The sequence below is a fragment of the uncultured Shewanella sp. genome (assembly GCF_947501225.1).
Taxonomy (GTDB): domain Bacteria; phylum Pseudomonadota; class Gammaproteobacteria; order Enterobacterales; family Shewanellaceae; genus Shewanella.
Genome location: NZ_CANMUW010000005.1, coordinates 113,248 through 138,654 on the forward strand (window position 1 = coordinate 113,248; position 25,407 = coordinate 138,654).

The window sequence follows — 25,407 nt, forward strand, 5'->3', positions numbered from 1 at the left end:
AAAACTCAATCTTTTTCAACGAATAAAACAAAACGGGCGTCCAGTTGGACGCCCGTTGTTCATAATCTGATAGAAGATTAGTGACTACTCAGCATTTTCAGCTTCCGAAGCATCATCGGCGGCAGGGACTTGCGTCACTTCGGCATCACTGACGATTGGGTTACCCTCTCCGTCAACTTCAACCTCTTCCTCCTGGATCTCATCGATTCTCTGCAGACCGACAACCTTCTCCTCTTCGGCGGTACGAATGATGGTAACACCCTGGGTATTACGGCCTATGGTCGATACACCGGTGGCAGGAGTACGCACTAAGGTTCCCTTGTCACTGATAAGCATGATCTCATCATTTTCACCGACCTGAACGGCACCGACAACGGCACCATTACGTTCGCTGACCTTAATTGAAACCACGCCCTTAGTCGCACGACTCTTGGCAGGGTACTCTGAGAGTGCTGTACGCTTACCATAACCATTCTCGGTCACAGTTAAGATAGCCCCATCATCTTTAGGAACGATGAGTGAAACCACTTTTTGATCGTCTTCGAGACGGATGCCACGAACGCCGGTCGCTGTACGGCCCATAGGACGTAAGGCTAAGACCTCTTCACCTGTTTCCGGATCCAACTTAACCTGACCGGTTTCGGAATCACGTACCTTCTCATTGAATCTAACGACCTTACCTTCGTTAGAGAAGAGCATGATATCGTCATTACCATCTGTGATATCGACACCGATGAGTTGGTCACCATCTTTAAGGTTAACTGCGATGATACCGTTAGCACGAGGGTTACTGTAAGCTGTCAAAGCCGTCTTCTTCACGGTACCGTGGGCCGTCGCCATGATGATATACTTATCTTCTGCATATTCACGAACCGGCAGGATAGCGGTAATTCGTTCGCCTTCAGAGAGCGGCAGTATATTGACTATCGGACGACCTCGGGCAGTACGGCTCGCCAGTGGTAACTGGTAAACCTTCAGCCAGTACATCTTACCGAAGTCAGAGAAGCAGAGGATGGTATCGTGGGTGTTGGCAACTAATAGCTTCTCGACAAAATCTTCATCTTTCACTTTAGTCGCAGCCTTACCCTTACCACCACGGCGTTGAGCCTGGTAATCCGTAAGTGCCTGATACTTGGCGTAACCAAGATGAGATAGTGTCACAACGACATCTTCTTCGTTGATCAGATCTTCCAGGCTCATATCGACTTCGTTAGCATTGATAACGGTACGACGTTCATCGCCGAAGTTTTCCAATACTTCCTGAAGCTCTTCGGTAATCACTTCCATTAAGCGTTCCGGACTGCGAAGAATATAGAGAAGAGCAGCGATTAGCTCCAATAACTCTTCATACTCTTTTAAGATCTTTTCATGTTCAAGACCGGTCAACTTATGCAGACGAAGGTCCAGAATCGCTTGCGCTTGCTGCTCTGTCAGGTAGTAACGTCCGTCACGGATACCGTACTGAGGCTCTAACCACTCTGGACGAGCCGCATCATCGCCGGCTTTTTCGAGCATGCCCTGAACATTACCTAACTCCCACCCTTCAGAAACTAATTTAGCCTTAGCCTCCGCAGGGGTCGGTGAGGCCTTAATCAATGCAATGATAGGGTCGATGTTGGCCAATGCAATCGCCAGAGACTCCAGGATATGTGCTCTGTCACGCGCCTTACGAAGCTCAAATACGGTACGGCGTGTAACCACTTCACGACGGTGAAGGATAAAGCACTCTAGCATCTCTTTAAGGTTGAACAACTTTGGCTGACCATTGGTCAGTGCAACCATGTTGATACCGAATGAGCACTGCATCTGGGTTTGTGCGTAGAGGTTGTTAAGGACAACTTCACCCACTTCACCACGCTTGATCTCAACGACGATACGCATACCGTCTTTATCTGACTCGTCACGAAGACCACTGATCCCTTCTATCTTCTTGTCCTTAACAAGCTCGGCGATCTTCTCGATCAAACGTGCCTTGTTAACCTGATAGGGTATCTCATTGACAACAATACGTTCACGACCGTTGTCTTCTGTTTCTACCGTAGCCCGAGCTCGCATAACTGCACGGCCACGACCTGTGGTGTATGCATCGACGATCCCTTTGCGGCCGTTAATCAATGCCGCCGTAGGAAAGTCGGGACCCGGAATATACTCCATCAGCTCAGGTATGGTCAGATCCGGATTTTCGATTAGGGCAAGACAACCACTGACAACTTCATTGAGGTTGTGTGGCGGAATATTCGTCGCCATACCAACAGCGATCCCTGATGAACCGTTAACCAGTAAGGTTGGAATGCGTGTCGGCAGAACAGAAGGAATAAACTCGGTACCATCATAGTTAGGTACAAAGTCTACCGTCTCTTTTTCGAGGTCGGCTAATAGTTGGTGCGCCACCTTGTCCATACGAATTTCGGTATAACGCATCGCAGCCGCGGCATCACCATCGACAGAACCGAAGTTACCCTGACCATCGACCAAGGTATAGCGCATCGAGAATGGCTGAGCCAGACGAACGATTGTGTCATAAACAGCAGTATCACCATGAGGGTGATATTTACCGATGACGTCACCGACAACACGTGCCGACTTTTTATATGGTTTGTTCCAATCATTTTTAAGCTCACTCATCGCGAAAAGTACGCGGCGATGAACGGGCTTAAGGCCATCTCGGACATCCGGTAATGCCCGGCCTACGATTACACTCATGGCGTAATCAAGATATGAATTCTTTAATTCGTCTTCAATATTAATTGGTGTTATAGATGAAGCCAGATCAGTCATAAACTGCTCGATCCCTTGAAATTTAGCCGACAAATCACTGCCCGAAATGGGCCGGTGAAATTGTTGAGCCTGAAAACGTGATTTGGCATTCTAACACAGTTATTTAATGGCGGTAGACCCTATTCAACTTTAGATATGAATTTAACCAATTGACTCATATCAAACTATGTTCGCTAAACAATCAATTGGTTAAATTATCACTTAAATCTCTTTTGAATCTCCTTTGTTTATTAGAGCCTATGGGTATAATGTCATTAATAAATAATCGCTATTGAGGTGATATAGTGCAACAGGAAGTGAAGCAAGAGATAAATGTCGACCCGCAAGAGATCGCCAAATTTGAGAAGATGGCCGAAACCTGGTGGGACCCCAATGGCGAATTTAAGCCGCTACATAGATTAAATCCACTTCGCCTCAACTATATAGATCAAACCAGTGGTGGTGTTTTCGGTAAACGCGTATTAGATGTTGGCTGTGGTGGCGGTATCCTGTCTGAGAGTATGGCGCGTATCGGTGCTAAGGTAGATGGGCTGGATATGGGGACCGAGCCGCTCGATGTGGCCAGACTGCATGCACTTGAGATGAATGTCGATATTAACTATATACAGGATACAGCCGAGTCTCACCGTGAAACTCACAGAGAGACCTACGATATCGTGACCTGCATGGAGATGCTTGAACATGTGCCCAGTCCCCGCTCTGTCATTCAGGCCTGTGCCGATATGGTAAAACCCGGTGGTTATGTCTTCTTTTCCACTATTAACCGCAACATCAGGGCCTATGTAGAAACGATTCTGGGGGCTGAATACCTGTTGAAGATGCTTCCGGTAGGCACTCACGATCACAATAAGTTTATCAAGCCATCTGAGTTGATCGCATTGGCAGAAAATGCAGAATTGTTTTGCGAAGATGCGACGGGGATCACCTATAATCCGCTCACCGAAGCGTTTTCATATACAAAAAATGTCGATGTGAACTACATGATCGCCACCAGAAAAAGCCTCGATTAGATGACAACAGAAATTCGTTTCAATCTAAAGGCACAGATAAAGGGGGTGCTGTTCGATCTCGATGGTACTTTGGTCGACACAGCTCCCGATCTCATCGCCGCCCTTAATATGAGTCTCGCATCGCTCAACCACCCGCTAGTTTCGCTGGAGGAGATGCGCCATGTCGCATCCGACGGCAGCCTGGCTTTAGCCAGAGCAGCCCTCCCCCATGGAGATGCGTCACTTCACCACGAGGTGCAGCAAGGTTTACTTCAGAGCTATGAACAGGTAAACGGCTCTCATTGTCGACTGTTCGACGGTATGGCGGCCCTTCTCGATTATCTCGATCACTGCGGTATTCCATACGGAATTGTCACCAATAAAGCGGCTAAATATACCCGTCCACTGATTGAGGCCCTGTCGTTGACAGATAGAATGAAAACGGTGATCAGTGGCGATAGCACCCTGTTTTCCAAACCCCATACCGCGCCTATGCTACTTGCAGCGCAGCAGTTAGATTGCCAGGTCCAAGAGATACTATATCTGGGTGACGCCGAGCGTGATCTTGTCGCTGCCGCTGACAGTGCCATGCTGGGTGGTGTCGCGTTGTGGGGTTATATAAACGATCCTGCACACACACAGAACTGGCCGGGGGATTTTTCTTTCGAGTCTCCCATTGCAATCAAACAACTATTGATTGATGTTGCCTCAGCTAAAACCTGATAATCAATTGCCGCTTCATATAAGCAGTAGCTAAACCTACAGATTCAGATCAATAAATTTATTGAATCCGATCCAAAAGATCGCCAGTCGATCTCTTGGATTATTGATCTGGATCAGTTCGGTTAAAAAACGTGCTCATACCTCCGGGCCCAATATAACGCAGTCATCAAAGGTTAGCTTTTACTAACACTCTTGTTTACCCTCAGGTTATCCACAAGATTCCCCCATAATTCATACTTGCAAAATCTTCTCAACCTCACTATCTTGTACCTAAGAAATTTAAAAACACCATATATAGTGTGTCAGTAGCAATCAGAGACACAAGTGAGTGCTTGTGTGTAGTCATGGAAATTACCGTTTTTCGGTGTTCAATTTGATTGTTTACAAGGAATCGTAGGGCGTTCAGCACTGAGCGCCTTCATACATATTAAAACCAAGGCCTATCTTTAATGAATAGCAATCTGAAAGTCACTAAACGTAGTGGCGAGCGTGAAACCATCGATCTCGATAAAATCCATCGTGTTATCACATGGGCTGCCAAAGACCTCAATAATGTATCAGTGTCTGAAGTGGAGCTTCGCTCTCACCTGCAGTTCTTCGATGGAATCCCCACAGAAGCTATTCATGAAACGATCATTAAAGCCGCTGCCGATCTGATCTCTCCTGAGTCTCCGGATTATCAGTTCCTTTCTGCTCGTCTGGCTATTTTCCACCTGCGTAAGAAGGCTTTCGGTCAATTTGAGCCCCCTAAGCTTTACGATCATGTTGTAAAACTTGTCGAGATGGGCAAGTACGATACCCATATCCTCAATGACTATACCCGGGAAGAACTCGATACTTTAGATGGTTACATCGATCATTGGCGTGATATGGATTTCTCCTACGCTGCGGTTAAGCAGTTGGAAGGAAAATATCTGGTTCAAAACCGTGTAACCCATGAGATCTATGAGAGTGCACAGTTCCTCTATATTCTTGTTGCCGCCTGTCTGTTTGCTAAATACCCGAAAGAGACGCGTTTAAGCTACATCAAGAACTTTTACGATGCGGTTTCAACATTCAAGATCTCTCTGCCAACGCCAATCATGGCCGGGGTTCGCACACCTACGCGTCAGTTCAGCTCATGTGTACTGATCGAGTGTGGCGATAGTCTGGACTCTATCAACGCCACCGCATCATCGATTGTAAAATATGTCAGCCAACGTGCCGGTATAGGTGTCAACGCCGGGCGTATCCGCGCACTGGGTAGCCCAATTCGTGGCGGTGAAGCATTCCACACCGGTTGCTTACCTTTCTTCAAGTACTTCCAGACTGCGGTAAAGTCATGCTCTCAAGGTGGCGTACGCGGAGGGGCTGCTACCCTCTTCTACCCGCTTTGGCACCTGGAAGTTGAATCTCTGCTGGTATTGAAAAACAACCGAGGCGTCGAAGATAACCGTATCCGTCACCTCGACTATGGTGTTCAGCTTAATAAGCTTATGTATCAGCGTCTGATTAAAGGCGGAGTGATCAGCCTGTTCAGTCCATCGGATGTACCCGGCTTATATGATGCCTTCTTCGAAGATCAGGAGGAGTTCGAGCGTCTGTACCTTAAGTATGAGGCCGATGAAACTATACGAAAGACGCAAGTAAAAGCATCTGAACTGTTTTCACTCATGATGCAGGAGCGTGCTTCAACAGGGCGAATCTACATCCAGAACGTAGATCACTGTAACACCCACAGCCCATTTGACAGCAAAGTGGCTCCTATCAGACAGTCAAACCTTTGCCTCGAGATTGCATTACCGACTAAGCCATTGAATAACATCAATGACCCTGACGGTGAAATTGCCCTGTGTACCCTGTCGGCACTGAACTTAGGCGCGATAAAAAACCTATCTGAGCTTGAGCCTCTGGCCGATCTGGCCGTTCGTGCACTGGATAACCTGCTCGACTATCAGGATTACCCGATCACAGCTGCACAGAAATCTTCGATGAACCGAAGAACCTTAGGTATAGGTGTTATCAACTTCGCTAACTACCTGGCCAAAGAGGGCGTACGTTACTCAGATGGTTCGGCAAACAACATCACCCATAAGACGTTCGAGGCGATACAGTTTTATCTGTTGAAGGCATCGATGAATCTGGCCAAAGAGAGAGGAGCGTGTCCATCGTTCCACGAGACGAACTACGCTAAGGGTATCTTGCCTATCGATACCTATAAACGTTCACTGGATCAGATCTGTGATGAACCCCTGCATATGGACTGGGAAACACTACGTCAGGATATCGTGCAACACGGGCTACGTAATTCGACGCTCTCGGCGCTCATGCCATCTGAAACCTCTTCTCAGATCTCTAATGCTACCAACGGCATCGAGCCGCCACGTGGTTTGATCAGTGTGAAATCGAGTAAAGACGGTCAACTGAAACAGGTCGTACCCGACTTCGAGAAGTACCAATACAGTTACGAGTTGCTCTGGCAGATGCCGGGGAATGAAGGTTATCTCCAGCTTGTCGGTTTGATGCAAAAATTTGTCGATCAGGCAATCTCTGCTAACACAAACTATGATCCAAGCCGTTTCGAAGGCAAAAAGGTACCGATGCAGATCTTACTCAAAGATCTCTTGATCGCCTACAAGATGGGGGTTAAGACGCTCTATTACCATAACACCCGTGATGGTGCGTCGGATCAGCATGACGATATCGTGAGTGTTGAAAAAGAGGATGAGGGCTGTGAAGGCGGCGCTTGTAAAATTTAACATCACTCATTGCGACTCTCTGTTTTTAGAGACAGAGGGTCTGTTACTAATTAAATAGGGGCAAGCAGCCCCTATATTCTGGAAGAAAACATGGCCTACTCTACTTTTTGTCAAACACCTAACAATGCCCGTATGGAACCTATGTTCTTAGGACAATGCGTCAATGTGGCACGTTACGACGTACAAAAATATGAAGTGTTTGAAAAGCTTATTGAAAAGCAGCTTTCATTTTTCTGGCGCCCTGAAGAGGTGGATGTCAGCAAGGATAAGATTGATTATGCCGCCCTTCCAGAGCATGAAAAGCATATCTTTATCTCAAACCTCAAGTATCAAACGCTACTTGATTCGATACAGGGACGTTCACCCAACGTTGCGTTTCTGCCATTGGTGTCTCTGCCTGAACTGGAAACCTGGATAGAAACCTGGTCATTCTCTGAGACGATACACTCACGCTCATATACCCATATTATCCGTAATATCGTTAACGATCCCTCGGTCGTATTCGATGATATTGTAGAAAATAAGGAGATCCTTAAGCGTGCCAGCGATATTGCAGAGTATTATGATGACCTCATCAAGTTGACTCAGGCTTTTCACCTGCTCGGTGAAGGTACTCATATGGTCGATGGCAAGGAGCTACTGGTTACACAGCGTGAGATTAAGAAGTCACTCTATCTGTGTATGATGTCAGTAAACGTGCTCGAAGCGATCCGCTTCTATGTCAGCTTCGCCTGTTCATTTGCCTTTGCAGAACGTAAGGTGATGGAAGGTAACGCTAAGATCATTCGATTAATTGCACGTGATGAGGCATTACACCTTAACAGTACTCAGCACATCATCAAGTTGATGCAAGCCGGTGTCGATGACCCTGAGATGGGAGAGATTGCCAAAGAGTGTGAACAGGAGGCTTACGATCTGTTCGTTAAGGCTGCCGAACAGGAGAAGGAGTGGGCCCAATACCTGTTCAAGGATGGGTCAATGATTGGTCTCAATGAACAGATCTTATGTCAGTATGTTGAATACATTACTAATGAACGTATGAAGTCTGTCAACCTTAAGACGCCATATTCAGATATCACTAACCCACTTCCATGGATGAAGAACTGGTTAGAGAGTGATGCGGTTCAGGTTGCCCCTCAAGAGGTCGAGGTATCCTCTTACCTGGTAGGCCAGATCGATGCTTCTATCGATGAGAGTGAGTTCGAAGATTTTGACCTTTAACCCTATCTTCAAGAAGGCGCCCATCGTCAGCCTCCAAGGCCAGCCGGTGCTGCTGTTCAATCAGCAGCACACCAGCTTATTGTTGGCCCTCGAGCAGAAGCGAATCAAGGTATTTTCCGAGTGCCGAAACGGCTACTGTGGTGCCTGTAAAACCAGGATAAACAGCGGCAGTGTGTCCTATCACACCGAGCCGCTGGTCTCCCTGGATGCCGATGAGTGTCTGCCCTGCTGCTGCACTCCCGACGGAGATCTCGACCTGGATCTATCTTCCGATGGTGCACAGGTCGTTATCTCTGTGCCTAATGCTGAGAGTACTAAAACGGCTAATCTATAGACTCAAGCTTTTCCCCCTCCAGCCATGCTTTGAGCTATCCACCTCGTGGGTAGCTCTTCCTCGAAATATCGTGTCTATAACGCTATTTAGCACTATAAACAACGATATATAACAATTAGTGGATCCAGCTCTCGCTTTAATCTGCTTTAGCGCTTCTATCGCTATCTGGCATGTTTTTTGATGTTTCAGATCAACTCCAGTACCGGTCTTTCACGGCGTTGCATTCACAACGCCTTGTCCTTAAGGCTGTTTTCTCACACATAAGTACTACTATAAGGTCTGACACAAGTTGAAAACTGAATACAGAAAAAATGGCTCCATTAAACGCCTCTTGATCACCACTTTCGCTGCATTGGTCTTCATTTTTTGTCTCGGATTGATACTGATAGGTTACAACATAGCAAATGTATCCTCACAGATAGACTCACTGGAACATGAATATGTTTCCAGCAATCTGGCGGCTCAACTGCTTCAATCCAGCTCCGGCCTTAGAAGAGAACAGATAGGGTATAGTTTACGTCGGGTATTGGGCACCAAGATGAGCCCGGATTCGATAAAATATATTGAGCGGGAATCGCTCACGCTCAATGAGACCTTCATAAAGCTGCAGAAAGTTGCCGACCATCGCACACAGCAACAACTAGAACGATTACGGCAACCCGTTACCGAGTTCAAGCGGCTGCATGAGAAGTTCCTCGTAATGGACAGAAATAGCGCCCCTCAACAAACAGCTAGAATGCTTACCTCAACCGAATCATGGAAAATTTATGATCGGATAGAAAGAGGTATTCAGACACTGGTACAGCAACAATCTGAACGCGTCGTACAGTCGAAACGGTCCAGCGCTGCCGCTATCGATAACTTGAAAGTCAGCCTTATCATCATCGCCCTCTTCTTCCTCTCAGTCATCATATTTGCAGGAATTATTCTCATACGCAGGATTTTAGGGCCGCTAAGGGCGACCACAGACGTATTAACTGAGATCTCTGATGGAAATTTGGCCGTAGTAATTGAACGAAAGCAATTTAACAGCAGTGAGTACAGTGCATTAGCCGATGTACTGGGCTCTACACGAGATAAGCTGCAACAGATGATCACCCAGATAGGTAGCTCGTCGGTACAACTGGGAACCGCCGTAGAAGATCTTGGCAAGGTTGCAGGGGATTCTGCCACCGGGATGGAGCAGCAACGCAATGAGGTGACTCAGGTTGCAACGGCCATGAACGAACTGCAATCCTCTATCGCCGAGATCTCCCGCAATACGAGTCAGACCGCCGAGTATGCCAATAATGCGGTACAGGCAACTTCAAAGGGACAGAGCGTGGTCGCCTCTACGCTGCAGGCTATCGATGAGTCATCACAGGAGATTTCAAGGGTCAACGGTGTAATCCGGCAGCTACAGAAAGATACCGACGCCATTGCCGTGATCCTTGATGTCATCGCTAACATTACCGAACAGACCAACCTGCTGGCGCTCAATGCGGCTATCGAGGCGGCGCGAGCCGGTGAGCAGGGGCGTGGTTTTGCCGTCGTGGCTGATGAGGTACGAGTTCTTGCCCAGCGCACACAGAGCTCCGCCCGGGAAATTAAAGACACCATAGAAATACTACAACAAAGAGCAAAACAGGCGGTCGAGTCGATGCAAACGAGCCAGGGGAAGATGGGTACAAGTTTAACCACCGCTGATCAAGCTCATCTTGCTATGGAGCTCATCAGTGAAGCCATCGCCAACATCAATGACATCGCAATTCAGGTTGCCAGTGCTACAGAGCAGCAAAGTGCCGTCACGGAGGAGCTCAACTGCAATATCACCAATATCAGCGACGCGAGTCAGCGGGTATCGGACGGTTCTCAGCTTGTCTCCCGTTCGAGTCATGAGCTAAGCCAGCTGGCAGGAGATCTGGAGGGGATGATCCGTCAGTTCAAGCTTTGACAAGCCTATAAAACGGTAAGCCTGAATAGCGCACACAGGAGAGACTATTCAGGCTTGCTGACAACGGCTTTATTTCTCCGGAGTTAAAGACGGATCGCCAGTTCAGCACCCTGTCTGATGGCCCGTTTGGCATCCAGCTCAGCGGCAACATCGACCCCACCGATAAGGTGTAGCGGTAACCCGGTAGACTTCATCTCATCCAGCAGCACTCTGTTTGACTCCTGCCCCGCACAGAGTACGACATTATCCACGGCGAGGGTCTCTTGCTTATCACCCACTGTAATATGTAAGCCACTGTCGTCAAAGCTTTGATAACTTACCCCGGTACGTGTCTTTACCTGGTGCATCTTCAACACCAATCGGTGGATCCAACCCGTAGTCTTACCCAGCCCTTTACCAATCTTGCTTGTTTTACGTTGTAACAGGTAAATGTTGCGATCCATATGCTCGGTCTGAGGCTCGGTTAATCCTCCCCTGTGTGCATAGCCCTTGTCTATGCCCCACTGCTTCAACCATTTTTCAGGTTGAAGAGTGGTTGATTCGGGTTCACACAGATAATGGGCCATATCGAACCCGATCCCACCGGCGCCGATAAGCGCAACATTTTTGCCTAATTCGACTTCACCATTGAGTACCTGTTGATAATCGACGACTCTGGGGTCGTCGAAGCCAGGCAGGTCTATCTTCCTCGGGACCACACCTGAAGCGATGACGACCTCATCGAAGTGTTCATCCCTGACCACCGAAGCGTCCAGCCTGGTGTTGAGCCTTAACTCGACCTTGTGCAACTTCATCTGTTCATTGAAGTATCTGATGGTTTCGTTGAACTCCTCTTTACCCGGAATTTTACGGGCAAGATTAAACTGACCACCGACTTCAGATTTTGCTTCAAACAAAACGACCTCATGACCACGAGACGCTGCATAGATAGAGAAAGCCATCCCGGCAGGGCCGGCTCCCATCACCGCAATTCGTTTCCTGTTTGTGGTCGGTAAAAAGTTAAGCTCTGTTTCATAGCAAGCCCTCGGATTAACCAGACAAGTGGCACGCTTCAAGGAGAAGGTATGATCCAGGCATGCCTGATTACACCCGATACAGGTATTGATTAGCTCGGGAGTGTCTGCCGCAGCCTTGTTCACAAAATCGGCATCAGCCAGGAAAGGGCGCGCCATGGACACCATATCTGCCTGACCCGATGAGAGGATATGCTCGGCGATCTCAGGCGTGTTGATTCGGTTTGTGGCCACCAGTGGCACAGAAACCTCTTTTTGCAATCGCTCAGTCACCCATGCAAAACCACCGCGGGGAACGCTGGTCGCTATGGTGGGTACCCTTGCCTCATGCCAGCCAATTCCGGTATTAATGATGGTAACACCGGCTTGTTCGAGCCATTTTGCCAGTGAAACAACCTCTTCCCAACTGGAACCATTGTCGACCAGATCCAACATAGAGAGCCTGAAGATGATGATAAAATCGTTACCGACTTTTTTACGGATAGCCCGTACGATCTCAAGGGGAAAACGCACTCGATTTTCGAAACTTCCTCCCCACTCATCGCTTCTGATGTTGGTACGGCTACTGATAAATTGGTTAATCAGATAACCTTCGCTGCCCATCACCTCGACACCATCATAACCGGCTTTTTTAGCCAAGGATGCACTCGTTGCATAGTCCTTAACGGTACATTTTACCTGTCTGGAAGACATCGCCGATGGCGTGAATGGGGTAATAGGCGATTTAATTTTGCTGGGTGCCTGAGAGAATGGATGGTAACCATATCGGCCCGCATGCAACAACTGCATGCATATCTTGCCACCTGCTTCATGAACGGCTTTTGTCACAAGTTGATGTTTGCCAACCTGCCAGGGAAAACTCAATTGGCAGGCATTGGGTGCTAAACGCCCCCGCAGATTGGGGGAAATGCCACCGGTAACGATTAAACCGACTCCCCCCAGCGCGCGCTCCCTATAAAAAGCTGCCAGTTTCTCAAACCCGCCCTTCTCCTCTTCGAGTCCGGTATGCATCGAGCCCATGAGTACACGGTTTTTTAACTGAGTGAAGCCCAGATCTAAGGGTTCTAATAAATGCGGAAACGACATTCAAACATCCTTTTTAAACAAGTGATTTAAACCAGCATACCTGTTGTGTGATATTAGCTCAACTATAACGGCAAACTGAAATTGAATTCCCTGGTTGAGTGTAGCGCCAGCCAGAGGTACAAACCGTAAGCTGCACCCTATTTCCAATTGAAAAAACAATAAGCTGTCTCAAAAAAGATACTGATAAAGGTTTAAAAGTGAAATATCGCACCATCTACAGATTCCTTTACAATTGATTTTTCACTAACGACAATTTTTCAGTTAGCATATGTGTATTGGAGTAATATAGGAGTGGATAATGTCCGCTAAACCCTCATTTATAAAAAGAATATCTCTGCTTATCTGGAATACCATCAATGGCCTGCGTAAGCTTATACTTAATGTTTTCTTTTTTGGCATCCTGGCTGTCATCATAGTTGCAATGACCGTCGACGATGATGTCAAACTCGACGCTGGCTCTGCATTAGTCCTTAACCTGTCGGGGTCGGTCGTAGAACAAAAGAGACAGGTCGATCCCATCGAAGCAGCCATGAAAAGCAGTAAGAGTAAAGATGCCAGCGGTGAACTCTTACTGGCTGACATCCTTAAAGTTATCGATAATGCAGCCCATGATACCCGCATCTCCTCAATCGTGCTCGATATCGGTCACCTGAGATGGACCGGGATCAGTAAACTGCAGACAATCGGTGATGCGCTGACCCGTTTCAAAGCATCCGGAAAGCCTATCATCGCCACTGCTAATTGGTACGGACAGAATCAATACTTTCTTGCCAGCTTTGCCGACACTATCTATCTCAATCCTCAGGGTGGCGTTGAGTTAGAGGGCTTGAGCCGTTACCGTCAGTACTATAAGTCAGCACTGGATAAACTCAAGATTAAGGCACATATCTTCCGGGTCGGTACATTTAAATCTGCGGTAGAACCCTATATTCGTGACGATATGTCGCCCGCTGCCAAAGAGGCAAATAGTGAGCTTCTGAAAGATATCTGGGCCAACTATGAAGCGACCGTTGCCAGTAACCGTAACATCCCGGCCGATAAGTTGGTACTCAACGCGGACGAATATATCACCGAGCTGGAGAAAGCGGATGGAAAATCGGCCGAGATGGCATTGAACCTGAAGTGGGTCGATGAACTCGCCTCTGCTGAGACGTTCAGACTCAAGATGATCGACACCTTCGGCAAAGCCAAAGAGGGGCACAGCTTCAAGCATATTGACTTTTTTGACTATAAAACCCTTATTGCGACTCACCCCGCGCTCTCCATCGAAGACACAGTAGGGATCATCGTTGCCAAAGGTACCATACTCAACGGGAATCAGCCTGCTGGCCAGATTGGCGGTGAAAGTACCTCTTCGCTGCTTCGTAAGGCAAGGTTCGATGATGATGTCAAAGCCGTGGTGTTAAGAGTCGATAGCCCGGGGGGAAGCGCCTTTGCCTCTGAACAGATAAGACAAGAGGTACTGGCACTTAAAACCGCCGGTAAACCTGTTGTCGTCAGTATGGGCAGCTACGCCGCTTCAGGAGGATACTGGATATCTGCCAGTGCCGATTATATCTATGCAACACCGACCACACTCACCGGCTCTATCGGCATTTTCGGTATGTTAACGACCTTTGAGGATTCTTTGTCCAGCTTAGGCATTCACACCGATGGTGTCGCCACCTCCGAGTGGGCTGGTATTTCGGTGACCAAAGGATTAACACCAGAGGTAAAATCTGTTATTCAACGCCATATTGAACGTGGTTATCATGACTTTATCTCACTGGTCGCAGCTGAACGTAATATGAGTCTGGATGATGTGGACAACATAGCACAGGGTCGAGTGTGGTCCGGTAAGAAAGCCGTCGATCTAGGTTTGGTCGATGAGATTGGCGATCTGGACAGCGCCGTGGCGAAAGCCGCCAAGATGGCCGGTATCGAAAACTTCGACAGCAAGGTGATAGAGCAGGAGCTCAGTCCACAGGAGATCTTCATCCAGGAGATGTTAGCATCGGTAGCGGCTTACCTGCCGCAAACCAGCAGTAACTCGGTACTTGAACAGCTGCTGACACAGTGGTCAGGAGTGATTGAAGAGTTCAGTTCATTTGATGACCCTAACGGCATCTATCTCTACTGCGACACCTGTAACTTCTAAATTATCAAACAATATAAAAAACCGGTAGGAGTGTGTCTCCTACCGGTTTTTTTTATTATAAATCTTCTTAGATACAATTTTTTACCTATATCTCTGATTTCTTATTGGGATGAGCAGCACTAGCAAGTATACTTCAGCCAATTAGCGTTCATCTGAAGTAGAAAATGACCAAACGTTCCATATATGTTGCCTATACCGGTGGTACAATCGGCATGCAAAAAACGGCGCAAGGCTTCGCCCCTGTAGCCGGGTTTCTGACAAATTGCGTAAAATCCATGCCGGAATTTTATCATGATGAGATGCCGGACTTTGTCATTCATGAATACAGTCCTTTGATAGACTCTTCGGATATGGCTCCGACGGATTGGCAGATGATCGCAAATGATATCAAGGCCAATTACGATGAGTATGACGGTTTTGTCATCCTGCATGGAACTGACACAATGGCCTTCACGGCATCGGCACTCTCGTTTATGTTACAAGGCCTGTCGAAGCCGGTCATAGTCACCGGCTCTCAGATCCCACTGGCCCAGTTAAGATCTGACGGTCAAACTAATCTGTTAAACTCCCTTTACATTGCGGCGAACTATCCCGTTGCCGAGGTCTGTCTGTTTTTCAATAACAAACTGTTTCGCGGTAACCGCACGACAAAGGCCCATGCGGATGGTTTCGGTGCCTTTGCATCGCCTAACTTCCCTCTTCTGCTTGAAGCCGGTATAAAGATCCGCCTCAAGGCGGGAAAAGTTGGCGCTGATGAAAGTAAGCAGCTGGAGGTGGCCACCATCAGTCCTCAGCCAATAGGGGTCGTCACCCTATACCCGGGGATCACCACAGATATTATTGAAAACATCCTTCAACAACCGGTTAAGGCCCTGATATTACTTACCTATGGGGTAGGTAATGCACCACAAAACCCGGCTTTATTGAAGGCGTTATCCGAGGCGCACAAACGTGGGATCATACTGGTTAATCTGACACAGTGTCTGCAAGGCAAGGTCAATATGTCCGGTTATGCCACAGGCAATGCCCTGGAAGCGGCTGGCGTAATCAGTGGGTTTGATATGACAACCGAAGCGGCATTAACAAAACTGCACTATCTGCTTTCCCAGTCTCTGTCGACAGAGGAGATTAGAGCGGCGATGCAGAAAAGCCTGGTCGGCGAGCTGACTGAAGATTAAGCCACCGTCATAGCCATGTAGTCCCAGTAACAAGTACTGCAGGCCACTAATTTTACTGTTGCGCAGCCATCGGGCCGCGCAACACTTACCTTTAATTACACCTTAAATTGGCTCACAATCTGCTGCTGACCCGAAGCGAGCTGTTTTAACTCGTCACTCAGTGTTGCCGAAGACTCCGCCTCACTGCTGATATGTTGACTGGCCTCTTTAATATTTGCAATGTTACCGCTTATCTCGGCTGCGACACTGCTCTGCTCGGCAGTTGCCTTGGCAATTTCAGCTTCATTTTCAGTAATATTAACAATATGCGCCTCGATATCTGCTAGCTGCTTCGCCATCTCCTCTACCTGACTGACCGCATTGATCGCCTTATCATTACCAGAGGTGATTGTCTTTAATATATCCAGGCTGCTGCTTTGGAACTGCTCGATGACCTGGCTTATCTCTCCTATCGAGTTCTTTGTCCGTTCGGCAAGATCGCGAACTTCGTTAGCAACAACGGCGAACCCTCTTCCCTGCTCACCGGCTCTGGCCGCTTCAATCGCGGCATTGAGTGCCAACAGGTTTGTCTGCTCGGCAATTCCTTGAATGACTGAGAGGATTTTCTCAATATCTTCGCTATCTGTGTTCAGTTTTTCAATTAATGGCAAGGCGGCAGAGACCTCCTGAACCAGTGAGCCAACGGCTACAGAGGTCTGGTTAGCCACCAGCCGTCCCTTCTCTGCCGACTGACTTGCATCGTTTGCCGCATGTGAGGAGAGTGATGTTTTCTCTGATACTATGCTTGCTGTAGTCGACATCTGCTCTATTGCTGCGGCAACTTGATCCACCTCTGAGAACTGCTGCTGGCTGCTGAGACTCGTTCGACCGGCAATATCGGATGCTTGACATGAGGTTGACTGCCCATGCTTTATTGAGTCATCTATGGACTTAACTGTGGTTTGCAATTTCTCCAGAAATTGATTGAACCAGTGAGTCAAAGTGCCAATCTCATCATGACTGTTCACCTTGATTCGTTGGGTAAGATCCCACTCGCCGGATGCAATAGTCTGCAGCCTCACGGTGATGTTGTTGAGGGGCTTAACCAGATAGAATGAGAAGCGCCAGACGATAAAGAGCGAGATTGCTGATATGGCAATGGCTGACAATAAAATTTTGTAGAGGGAGTAACGGTTATATTCGACGACCTTTTGCTCTAAGGCCAATGAGTCTGCTAATACTGCGGCGCCTGGTGCAGTCAACACTAAGCCCCACTGCTCACTTACTCCTTTAAATGCTATCGGCAATAGTGCCAACAGATCCCGACCATCATCACTCCACTGTACCCGACTCTTTTTCTCACCAAGCCATTCGCTGATATGTATCTGGCTGTCGATCGCTTGTGAATCGATATGGTTACCTAAGTGTGATTTGTCTTTGTCGTGAGCCGCAATAACTCCCATATGACTGACCAACACAAGCTCACCCTCACCATTTACCAGGCGCTTATCTGCTGCTTCTATGATCGGCTGCAAAGAGGCCAGTGACACATCCAGACCTAACATACCCAGCACCTTACCATCGACGATGAGTGGTGCTGTAATTGAGGTCATTAACACCTGCTTACCCGCTACATTATCCAGGTAGGGGTCCAATAAACAGGGGCGTGCTCGCTTGATTGCACAGGTCACCCACTCATTATCTGGCAGCCCAAGCTTATCAGGCAATGTGTTGATGATATCCTCCTCCAGCAGGATCTCCTGCTCTATTTGTCCACCGCTTCTCACCCAATAGGGTGCGAACCGCCCGACACTGTTAGACGCGGTTACCCCATCACCGATAAACGATGAATCGGTACCGATTGTGTCCGGATTCATGACCAGATAGATGCCAAAAATATCTGCGTTGTGTTCGAGGATCTTTCTAGTGTACTCATTGAGCTCCATGCGTAGCCGTTTAGCTTCGCTACCACGGCTGAGCCCCTCACTACGCATACTCATCATTGAGTGTGCCATAGTGTCAGCCGTAACCAACTTACGTTCGATAACTGCTTTTATTATTTGCGACTGCTCACTTGCTAACGCTTTAATGAAGGATTCGCTGGACTCGCGTAGGTTCGATGATGTTTCTTGCTTTATTAATGCCTGGGTCTGGTTGGAATAGTAGATAAACGAGACCATGAGAATAGTTAAAGAGCTAAATAAACAGAGGAAGGAGGTGAGTGAAAATTTACGGCGGATAGACATACTACTCATAAGTAAATCCCTATACATAAGTATAAAAAAATACGAGTGATTGTATCTATTCACCCTCTTTATACAACGACATTACAACATAGGGGTGAAACATTTTGTTACACATCTGAATCCGCTCACATTATGGCGTAAATTCCAAAACAATGCCTGAATAAAGTTTAAAAAACTCTATAGGCGGATTAATACCTATAGAGTTTTTAACTGTTTCTTTTTGAGCGTTAAACTAGTCTGGTTTCTACTGTTTAAAACTCTTTCTCTTTAAACCCGGCAATTGCTTCACCTTTAAACTGCTTCTTCAGTTCAGACTTTGACAACTCATTTAACTTCCCCTCACGGTTGATCGTGAAATGATCGCTCTGATCGAGTCTTCTTGCCTGATAAAGCATCACCAACTGCAGGGTTGAATCGCGCTGCTCCTGCGTCAGCACGGTACCATCTTCCCACTTACCCAGTTCGACGCCACTTACGAGACGCTCATAAACCTCATGTGGCATCTCATCGATCATTTTATTAATATCGGTCATGCTTTCTTCCGTTTATGTAAGACGATTCTTACCCTGGTGATTAAATAACCAACAAAGCCCACTGCAAACAGGCCACCAGCGATATATGCTCTTAAACCTTGAGCGGGTTCTCCCCCCCAGAACCAGACCACAACACCGGCAATGAACACCGACATGCATAACAGACTTTGGTTCATCAGCTGATTAGCGCGTTTAATATTGCTGATCACCGCCAGTGACTCGGTATTTCCACTGAGATCTGCACCACATGAGCTACACTGTTTGGCTTTATTGGAGATACGCTTCTTACAGCTTGGGCATTCGATTAGCGCCATCATTTCCTCAAAATTCAGATAAACTATTTTACAGTTACCTTCGGCACCAACTTATACCGAAGGCAGCTTCCCTCATCTCAGCTCATCGACAACGGCAAGCATAGCCGTCAGAGAAGCTTCACCTAAGTAGATAGAGCGCTCGGGTGACCAGCCTGACATTGGGTCCGGCATATTATCATTATCTTTAAATGGCATCTCGAGGGTATTGGAAAGACAGGTGAATGTCTCTGCAACCCAGTTAGACGCCACGGTTAGGTTTGCCTTACCCGGCTCATCTTCATCGTAACCAAACTCAGACTGGAAATCGGCGCTGGTAAGCTTCAATGCATCGACGAATTTTGTCTGTAGTGCAGCCATTCTTGCATCGAAGGCCGGTACCCCTTCGCAACCTGCCAGGAAGACATAGGGAAGCCCTTCATCACCGTGCACATCATAAAAGAGATCGACACCGGTCTCTTTCATCTTGTTCGTAACATGGAAAACCTCCGGGCTTTTCTCCAAAGAGGGATTCAGCCATTCACGGTTGAGATTAATGCCGGCCGCGTTAGTACGAAGATGGCCGCGCACGCCGCCATCCGGGTTCATGTTCGGTACGATATAAAAGTTTGCCTTATCCAGAATAGCCTTAGCGTTTGCACAATCACTGTCGAGCAGATTATTAATGAAACCTTCGACCAGCCACTCTGCCATCGTCTCACCTGGATGCTGACGAGCGGTGATCCAGATATTCGCTTTAGACTCATCACCATCACCGACCTTAACCAGGGTCATATCTCGTCCATCAAGGGTCAGACCCAGGTGTTCCAGACTAACCTGGGGATGTACCTGAATCGCAGCCAGCAGATCCTGATGGCGCTCGTAGCTGTATGGTGCAAAATAAGCTATCTGAATGGAATCACAATCCAGATCAACCGATATGGTCAACTTACCATCGAGGTATTGAGTAGGCAGTCGGAACCACTGCTGTCTGTCGTAGGTAGCAACGGCTTGATAATTCTCCCAACCTTTCGGATATGAGGCTGAGTCAGCATTTATGATATTAAGTGTATATTGGTTGCCAACCTCACCATCTAAACGGAAGTTAAACCATTGGAAAAACTCATTGCCTACATCTGGACGAATAGCCAGCTGTACATCATTAATATTATCTTGATTGATGACTTCAATATTACCACCATCAAAATTGGCACTGATCCGCATAACGATTCCTTTGTTTATACTATTGAGACAAGTCATAGGGTACCTGTCAGATTGCAGATAGGATAAACGAAAAAGCAAAATTGAGTAACCCGAAAAGCAAAAAGCCGCACTAATGGCGGCTTTTCACGTGAGAATGTGTGTATCTAGGAGGCAAAACTATAACCTTGCCCTCTCACGGTATTGATCAGCGTTTTGGGTAACTGGGTATCGGCCAATTTTCTGCGGGTATTACTGATATGCATATCCAGATTTCGGTCGAATCGACCTAAGTCTTTTTGAAGCACACTTCGCTGTAGCTCCTGCTTAGTGATCACTTCACCCTTACGTTCAAACAGATACTTAAATAACTTAAACTCTGTTTGCGTTAATACTACCTGTCTGGAGGCAATTGACACACAGTACTGCATATCATCAAATTTAATATCACAGCCTGTAGAGCCTAACTCACTGCTGCTCTCTGCGCGGGTTAACTCGACTCGTCGTTGTAATGCTGTCATGCGAACTAAAAGCTCCTTTATGCTAAACGGCTTAGTTAAAAAGTCATCCGCCCCCAGCTCATAGCCTTTGATTCTTCCATCTTCACTGTCGATGGCAGAGATGACTATCACAGGGATCTGATCTTTTCTCGCAGCCAATAACCCAAATCCATCTAACTTTGGCATCATGATATCAAGCAGGATAATATCCGGACGGTCCTGTTCGAGAATTGATAAGGCCTCCAAACCGTTTTCAGCACTTAGAACGTCATGCCCCTCACTCTCTAACGCCTCTTTTAATAACTCCCTGAAAACCAGATCATCATCGACTACTAATACTTTACTCATCATCCCTTACTGCAAATGCGAACTGTTATCATTCACACTACTATATGCATTGGTAAATTTCCAGTTGTTTTTTCTAATCTGTGATATATAAGCGAACAAACCTATTCACACGGAATAAGTATGTTTAGAGACAGCCTGATAATGAAGAGGTATGGAGACTGATACCACCAGGGCCGGAATGGTCCGACCCTGGTAGAGAACAGAGGAGTTGAAAACTAGTGCTCAAGCATAAGCTCACGAATATACTTTACAGGCGCGCTACCATAACTTAAGAACTGCTCATGGAAGGTTTTAAGATCAAACTGCTCTCCCTGTAACCCTTTTAACTCCTCACGGAAGTCATAGATCTCACGGTAACCTGAATAGTAACTGGTCAGTTGAACCTGACTTAGCGTCGCCCTGCGCCACTTCCCAGCCGCCTCAGCTTGCTGCTGGAACGCCTCTTGGGTCATCAAGTTCATCGCCTCATCTTCTGTCATCCCCTTAACCTGTATGCTGTAATCGAGAATCGTGTTTGCGATGACACGCAAGTTCCACTTGTAGTACATCAGCCACATCTCAGGCTCGAAATCACCATAACCCTCTTCGAGCATCATACGTTCGGTATACACAGCCCAACCTTCTACCATGGCCCCATTTCCGAACAGGCTCTTCACCATACTGGGAGACTCATTTGAGTAGACCAGCTGAGTGTAGTGACCCGGTATCGCCTCATGAATATTGAGTACCTGCAGGATCCAATGGTTATATTCACGCAGGTAACTTTCGGCGGAATCATCATCCATGGCATCGAGCGGCGTTACGTTGTAGTAGGTGTTACTCGATTTCTCATAAGGACCGGGAGCGCTTATCGATGCTCCGGCAAAGCCACGCATATACTCCGGAGTTTCCCGGACGACCAGTGGCTTTTCAGGATCTAATGTAACCAGCTGCTTTTCGTTGACAAAATCAACCAGTGCGGGGATCTGCGCACGTACCTCATCGACAAATGCCTCACGCTTGACATGTTTAGAGGAGAGTTTATCGATCAACTGACGGGTTGCTTTATTATCATCCGATGGCTTAGGCGTATCGAAATACTTATCCCAAAGTTGTGTGGTGATCTTAGCCATCTCTCCCTGAACGCGCTTCTTATCGGCCAAGGCTTTTTCATATAGTCCTTTTGCACTCATACCCGCCTGAATGTCGAAAGAGAACTTCTGCTCATAGAGCTCTTCACCGATTCTAAAGCTGCGTGCCCCCTCCTTCTCAAGTTTGGTGGCCAAAGCCGTAAGCCATTCGATATGCTCATTAATTGCCTGAGTCGCAGCATCGAAGCGGGTTTTAAACAGGGCCTTCTCATCTTTGGTCAACCCCGAGCCTTCCACCTGCATTAACAACTCATCGGAGAAAACAGAAAATGCTCCCTGGTTCTGCATCTGAGCCAACTGTGTATGTTCAAGGGTCGGGTCACTGATGTTTTTTCTGGCGGCACTATAGTAGGCAGGTACGTTCTCCATTCTGGCCAATACAGAACGCAGCCTTTCATCGAGAGGAGCAAAATCTTCGTTCACCAGTTGCGCAAATCCACCGGCGACATTATATGATGAGGGATCCCACTGCCAGGACTTGAACTTAGTGATCTCCCATGTATCTCGCTTGATTAAGTTCTCTATCAAACGGTAATCGATGAGTTCATTCGCCGATAGTCTGTCAATATCGAAGCTTTGTAACATCAACAACTGCTGTTGGTTAAATTTCAGCGCCTCAGCACGACTGGCATCGTTGGGAACTTTTAGCACACCGTCATACTTATGATAACCACTGTACAGTGCCCATGTTGGAGATTGTTTCCATAACTCGTCGATAAACTGAGTTGAGAACTGCGCGAAACTGAGCTGTTTTTCAGATGCTTTGACACTGGGTTGCACCTGCTGTGAAACCTCTTGAGATTGACAACCGGCGAGTGCTGCTAATGACAAGGCTACCGCTAATGACAATGATGCTTTTTTCATGTTTTATCCCGATTCAGAAGCTAATTTTCTTATTATTTGATTTTTTTTCTGGCCAAAGTAAAACATGTATTAAAAAAAATTTCAGCTTAGACTAAGGTGTTGAAATATTAAGTTACAACTTGTTGCCACTCCCCCCTCAATGAAAACCATTGAACCCGAAGGTAATATTAATTCAATTTGATGAACACTTACCCAAAGTGAGATTCAACCCAGTGCTTCACTTCGGCGAAACGGTATCTCTCTAACGATGCAAACCCCTTAAGGGAGCGTAGCTTGAGCCTGGTGAAAACGGGCGTCGTTAATCCGCATAGGAACCGAGATATTAAAACTGAACTGGCTGTTTTCCCCAACCTGGTAACCGCATCACAGGTAAGTGTTTCGAAATCTAGCTCATCTAAAGGTTTCAGATACGGTAAGGGGGGCAATAGGGCCTGCTCACCTCGGCAGACAGAACATGAACCGCAGTCTTCAATCATCTGTTCATCAGCAAAGTAGTGCGCAAGCTGTCGGCTCAAACAGAGGTCTGAGGTAAAAAGCGCTACCAATCTGTTTATCCGTTGCACTTCACTCGACTCTTTGTCGATGAAACGTGCATACAGGGATTGTTGTAACTTTTCCCGATCGAAGTTTGTCTCCAGTATCTGGTACACCTGAGTCATCTGTTTGCTCTGTAACTCAATCATCCCCTTTTCATCGAGGTAGTTGACAGCTTTTAACACGCGTTGTCTGTCGCAGGTATAGATATTCTCCAACTTGTCGAAATTGACACTGGACCAGATTTTAGCCCTGTCGGCACTATTGAAGATCGCCCTTATAAAATCCCGCCTCTCCTCTTTAAAAAATTCGATGATCTCCCCTTCGGGCTTGAGATATTTGAACTTATACTCTGCGAAATAACTGTAGGTGGGTTTTATAATGTTAAAGAGCTCGAGGTAAACGAGTAAGGTTTTTAGTGATAGGGGGCGGATATTCGACTGATTAGACAGACTATTAAGTACGACCTCCCACTGACCGCTACCATTAGCCGGCTCCGCTGCCCTGCTCAGTTCATCGAGCACGATCCCTATGGAACTCGCTTCGGGCGTATCGCCATAGACAAAGTTTTCCAGCGTACTCAGGTTGTCACCATTTGCCAGTACCAAACAATCGGAATCCATACCATCACGGCCCGCACGACCTATCTCTTGTGCATAGTTTTCTATGGACTTGGGAAGATCGTAATGCACCACAAAACGGATATCACTCTTGTCGATTCCCATACCGAAAGCAATCGTTGCAACGATGATCTCCTGAGCACCGGACATAAACTGATGCTGAATTTGCTGCCTGATATCGGGGGGCATGCCGGCATGGTAGGCTCTTGCGGCAATACTATGCTCCCTGAGTCGCTCAGCAACCTGCTCAGCAGTCTGTTGGAGGGTGACGTAGATGATACCCGACTGCTCTCTTCTGGGCTTTAGCCACGTGGCGAGATAATCAATTTTGTACCTGCTCGTTATAGCTTTAACTTCCAAATGAAGATTTGGGCGGTAGAAACCGGTCAGGGTGACAGCCTCGGGCGCGATACCAAATTTACTGCCCATGTCCTCAATAACTTTAGGCGTCGCCGTTGCGGTGAGCAGCAGCGTTTGAGGAATATTCAGCTCTTTTCGGTAGCGGGGTAACTTAAGGTAATCAGGCCTGAAATTATGACCCCATTCGGAGATACAGTGCGCCTCATCGACCACCAAAAGGGAGATGGGTACTTCAGCGATAAACTGCCTGAAACGTTCGTTATTGAGCCTCTCTACCGAGATCATCAATATTTTTACCTTCCCCTCTCTCACTCCGGTCATGACATTGTGTGTCTGCTCCCGGCTCTGGGTCGAGTCTATGCTGGCAGCATGGATCCCCTTGGATTCGAGAAAAGAGAGTTGATCCTGTATCAGAGCCAACAGCGGAGAAACCACTAAGGTAAGGTGTGGCAACGCGATGGCGGGCAGTTGATAACAAAGCGACTTGCCTGAGCCGGTCGGAAATATGGCCGCAGCGCTGTGACCATTGAGAACATTGTTGATAACATCGAACTGGCCATCTCTGAAGTCGGAAAAACCGAAGTGATTTTGCAGCAGAGAGACGGGAGAAAGAGACATAGATATGGCCTGTTGAGAGAGCGATGTTTTAGGTGGTTATCATAACACCGAAATC

17 protein-coding genes are annotated in these 25,407 nt (G+C 47.2%); 8 read left to right on the plus strand and 9 right to left on the minus strand.

Translation table 11 applies throughout. The features are described 5' to 3' along the window. Window positions 1-84: 84 nt before the first annotated feature. Complete coding sequence (gene gyrA / locus Q1B47_RS09425) at window positions 85-2,778, minus strand: DNA gyrase subunit A (protein WP_299792770.1); 2,694 nt, start codon at window positions 2,776-2,778, stop codon at window positions 85-87. Window positions 2,779-3,074: 296 nt separating this feature from the next. On the opposite strand from gyrA, the gene ubiG reads away from it, so the two are divergent. The 6 genes from ubiG to Q1B47_RS09455 all read left to right on the plus strand — a co-directional run bounded on the left by ubiG (window position 3,075) and on the right by Q1B47_RS09455 (window position 10,716). Then, window positions 3,075-3,788, plus strand: a complete 714-nt coding sequence (gene ubiG / locus Q1B47_RS09430) for a bifunctional 2-polyprenyl-6-hydroxyphenol methylase/3-demethylubiquinol 3-O-methyltransferase UbiG (RefSeq protein WP_299792773.1) — start codon at window positions 3,075-3,077, stop codon at window positions 3,786-3,788. After that, a complete protein-coding gene (locus Q1B47_RS09435; protein ID WP_299792234.1) occupies window positions 3,789-4,490 on the plus strand; it encodes an HAD-IA family hydrolase in 702 nt (233 codons plus the stop codon). Between the two features lie 449 nt (window positions 4,491-4,939). Beyond that, window positions 4,940-7,228, plus strand: coding sequence for a class 1a ribonucleoside-diphosphate reductase subunit alpha (nrdA, locus tag Q1B47_RS09440; protein ID WP_299792237.1), 2,289 nt, complete (start codon window positions 4,940-4,942; stop codon window positions 7,226-7,228). 90 nt (window positions 7,229-7,318) lie between these two features. Further along, window positions 7,319-8,449 carry a class Ia ribonucleoside-diphosphate reductase subunit beta gene (gene nrdB / locus Q1B47_RS09445; protein WP_299792240.1) on the plus strand — a complete coding sequence of 377 codons (1,131 nt, stop codon included), beginning with the start codon at window positions 7,319-7,321 and terminating at the stop codon, window positions 8,447-8,449. Then, window positions 8,418-8,783: a class I ribonucleotide reductase maintenance protein YfaE gene (gene yfaE, locus Q1B47_RS09450; RefSeq protein ID WP_299792776.1), complete on the plus strand. Its 366-nt coding sequence runs from the start codon at window positions 8,418-8,420 to the stop codon at window positions 8,781-8,783. Before nrdB ends, yfaE begins: the two co-directional genes overlap by 32 nt. 289 nt (window positions 8,784-9,072) lie before the next feature. Then, complete coding sequence (locus Q1B47_RS09455) at window positions 9,073-10,716, plus strand: methyl-accepting chemotaxis protein (protein ID WP_299792243.1); 1,644 nt, start codon at window positions 9,073-9,075, stop codon at window positions 10,714-10,716. A gap of 83 nt (window positions 10,717-10,799) precedes the next feature. Here the strand turns inward: Q1B47_RS09455 and Q1B47_RS09460 are convergent, their stop codons facing one another. After that, window positions 10,800-12,815: an NADPH-dependent 2,4-dienoyl-CoA reductase gene (locus Q1B47_RS09460; RefSeq protein WP_299792246.1), complete on the minus strand. Its 2,016-nt coding sequence runs from the start codon at window positions 12,813-12,815 to the stop codon at window positions 10,800-10,802. Between the two features lie 298 nt (window positions 12,816-13,113). On the opposite strand from Q1B47_RS09460, the gene sppA reads away from it, so the two are divergent. Both sppA and ansA read left to right on the plus strand, forming a co-directional pair. Next, window positions 13,114-14,952 (plus strand): signal peptide peptidase SppA, encoded by a 1,839-nt coding sequence (sppA, locus tag Q1B47_RS09465; RefSeq protein WP_299792249.1) that lies wholly within the window; start codon window positions 13,114-13,116, stop codon window positions 14,950-14,952. A gap of 164 nt (window positions 14,953-15,116) precedes the next feature. Next, complete coding sequence (ansA, locus tag Q1B47_RS09470) at window positions 15,117-16,130, plus strand: asparaginase (RefSeq protein WP_299792252.1); 1,014 nt, start codon at window positions 15,117-15,119, stop codon at window positions 16,128-16,130. A gap of 95 nt (window positions 16,131-16,225) precedes the next feature. Here ansA and Q1B47_RS09475 read toward each other — a convergent pair whose 3' ends face one another. The 7 genes from Q1B47_RS09475 to Q1B47_RS09505 all read right to left on the minus strand — a co-directional run bounded on the left by Q1B47_RS09475 (window position 16,226) and on the right by Q1B47_RS09505 (window position 25,352). Further along, window positions 16,226-18,364 (minus strand): methyl-accepting chemotaxis protein, encoded by a 2,139-nt coding sequence (locus tag Q1B47_RS09475; RefSeq protein WP_299792256.1) that lies wholly within the window; start codon window positions 18,362-18,364, stop codon window positions 16,226-16,228. A 242-nt stretch (window positions 18,365-18,606) separates the two neighbouring features. Then, a complete protein-coding gene (locus Q1B47_RS09480; protein WP_299792260.1) occupies window positions 18,607-18,888 on the minus strand; it encodes a DUF1315 family protein in 282 nt (93 codons plus the stop codon). Then, window positions 18,885-19,202 (minus strand): zinc ribbon domain-containing protein, encoded by a 318-nt coding sequence (locus tag Q1B47_RS09485; protein ID WP_299792263.1) that lies wholly within the window; start codon window positions 19,200-19,202, stop codon window positions 18,885-18,887. Before Q1B47_RS09485 ends, Q1B47_RS09480 begins: the two co-directional genes overlap by 4 nt. A 72-nt stretch (window positions 19,203-19,274) precedes the next feature. Further along, window positions 19,275-20,402: a M14-type cytosolic carboxypeptidase gene (locus tag Q1B47_RS09490; protein ID WP_299792266.1), complete on the minus strand. Its 1,128-nt coding sequence runs from the start codon at window positions 20,400-20,402 to the stop codon at window positions 19,275-19,277. 143 nt (window positions 20,403-20,545) lie between these two features. Further along, entirely contained in the window at window positions 20,546-21,226 is a 681-nt protein-coding gene (locus tag Q1B47_RS09495; protein ID WP_299792779.1) for a response regulator transcription factor, read from the minus strand. Between the two features lie 215 nt (window positions 21,227-21,441). Further along, on the minus strand, window positions 21,442-23,220 hold the full coding sequence (locus Q1B47_RS09500) for a DUF885 domain-containing protein (RefSeq protein WP_299792269.1): 1,779 nt from the start codon (window positions 23,218-23,220) through the stop codon (window positions 21,442-21,444). A 188-nt stretch (window positions 23,221-23,408) separates the two neighbouring features. Continuing rightward, window positions 23,409-25,352, minus strand: coding sequence for an ATP-dependent DNA helicase RecQ (locus tag Q1B47_RS09505; protein WP_299792272.1), 1,944 nt, complete (start codon window positions 25,350-25,352; stop codon window positions 23,409-23,411). Between the last annotated feature and the right edge of the window lie 55 nt (window positions 25,353-25,407).

Coding starts and splice junctions, on each gene's coding strand:
- Q1B47_RS09435 (WP_299792234.1), top strand. CDS start 3,789: ATGACAACAGAAATTCGTTTCAATCTAAAGGCACAGATAAAGGGGGTG.
- ansA (WP_299792252.1), top strand. CDS start 15,117: ATGACCAAACGTTCCATATATGTTGCCTATACCGGTGGTACAATCGGC.
- gyrA (WP_299792770.1), bottom strand. CDS start 2,778: ATGACTGATCTGGCTTCATCTATAACACCAATTAATATTGAAGACGAA.
- nrdA (WP_299792237.1), top strand. CDS start 4,940: ATGAATAGCAATCTGAAAGTCACTAAACGTAGTGGCGAGCGTGAAACC.
- sppA (WP_299792249.1), top strand. CDS start 13,114: ATGTCCGCTAAACCCTCATTTATAAAAAGAATATCTCTGCTTATCTGG.
- Q1B47_RS09490 (WP_299792266.1), bottom strand. CDS start 20,402: ATGCGGATCAGTGCCAATTTTGATGGTGGTAATATTGAAGTCATCAAT.
- Q1B47_RS09495 (WP_299792779.1), bottom strand. CDS start 21,226: ATGAGTAAAGTATTAGTAGTCGATGATGATCTGGTTTTCAGGGAGTTA.
- Q1B47_RS09480 (WP_299792260.1), bottom strand. CDS start 18,888: ATGACCGATATTAATAAAATGATCGATGAGATGCCACATGAGGTTTAT.
- nrdB (WP_299792240.1), top strand. CDS start 7,319: ATGGCCTACTCTACTTTTTGTCAAACACCTAACAATGCCCGTATGGAA.
- Q1B47_RS09500 (WP_299792269.1), bottom strand. CDS start 23,220: ATGAAAAAAGCATCATTGTCATTAGCGGTAGCCTTGTCATTAGCAGCA.
- Q1B47_RS09485 (WP_299792263.1), bottom strand. CDS start 19,202: ATGGCGCTAATCGAATGCCCAAGCTGTAAGAAGCGTATCTCCAATAAA.
- Q1B47_RS09505 (WP_299792272.1), bottom strand. CDS start 25,352: ATGTCTCTTTCTCCCGTCTCTCTGCTGCAAAATCACTTCGGTTTTTCC.
- Q1B47_RS09475 (WP_299792256.1), bottom strand. CDS start 18,364: ATGAGTAGTATGTCTATCCGCCGTAAATTTTCACTCACCTCCTTCCTC.
- Q1B47_RS09460 (WP_299792246.1), bottom strand. CDS start 12,815: ATGTCGTTTCCGCATTTATTAGAACCCTTAGATCTGGGCTTCACTCAG.
- yfaE (WP_299792776.1), top strand. CDS start 8,418: ATGAGAGTGAGTTCGAAGATTTTGACCTTTAACCCTATCTTCAAGAAG.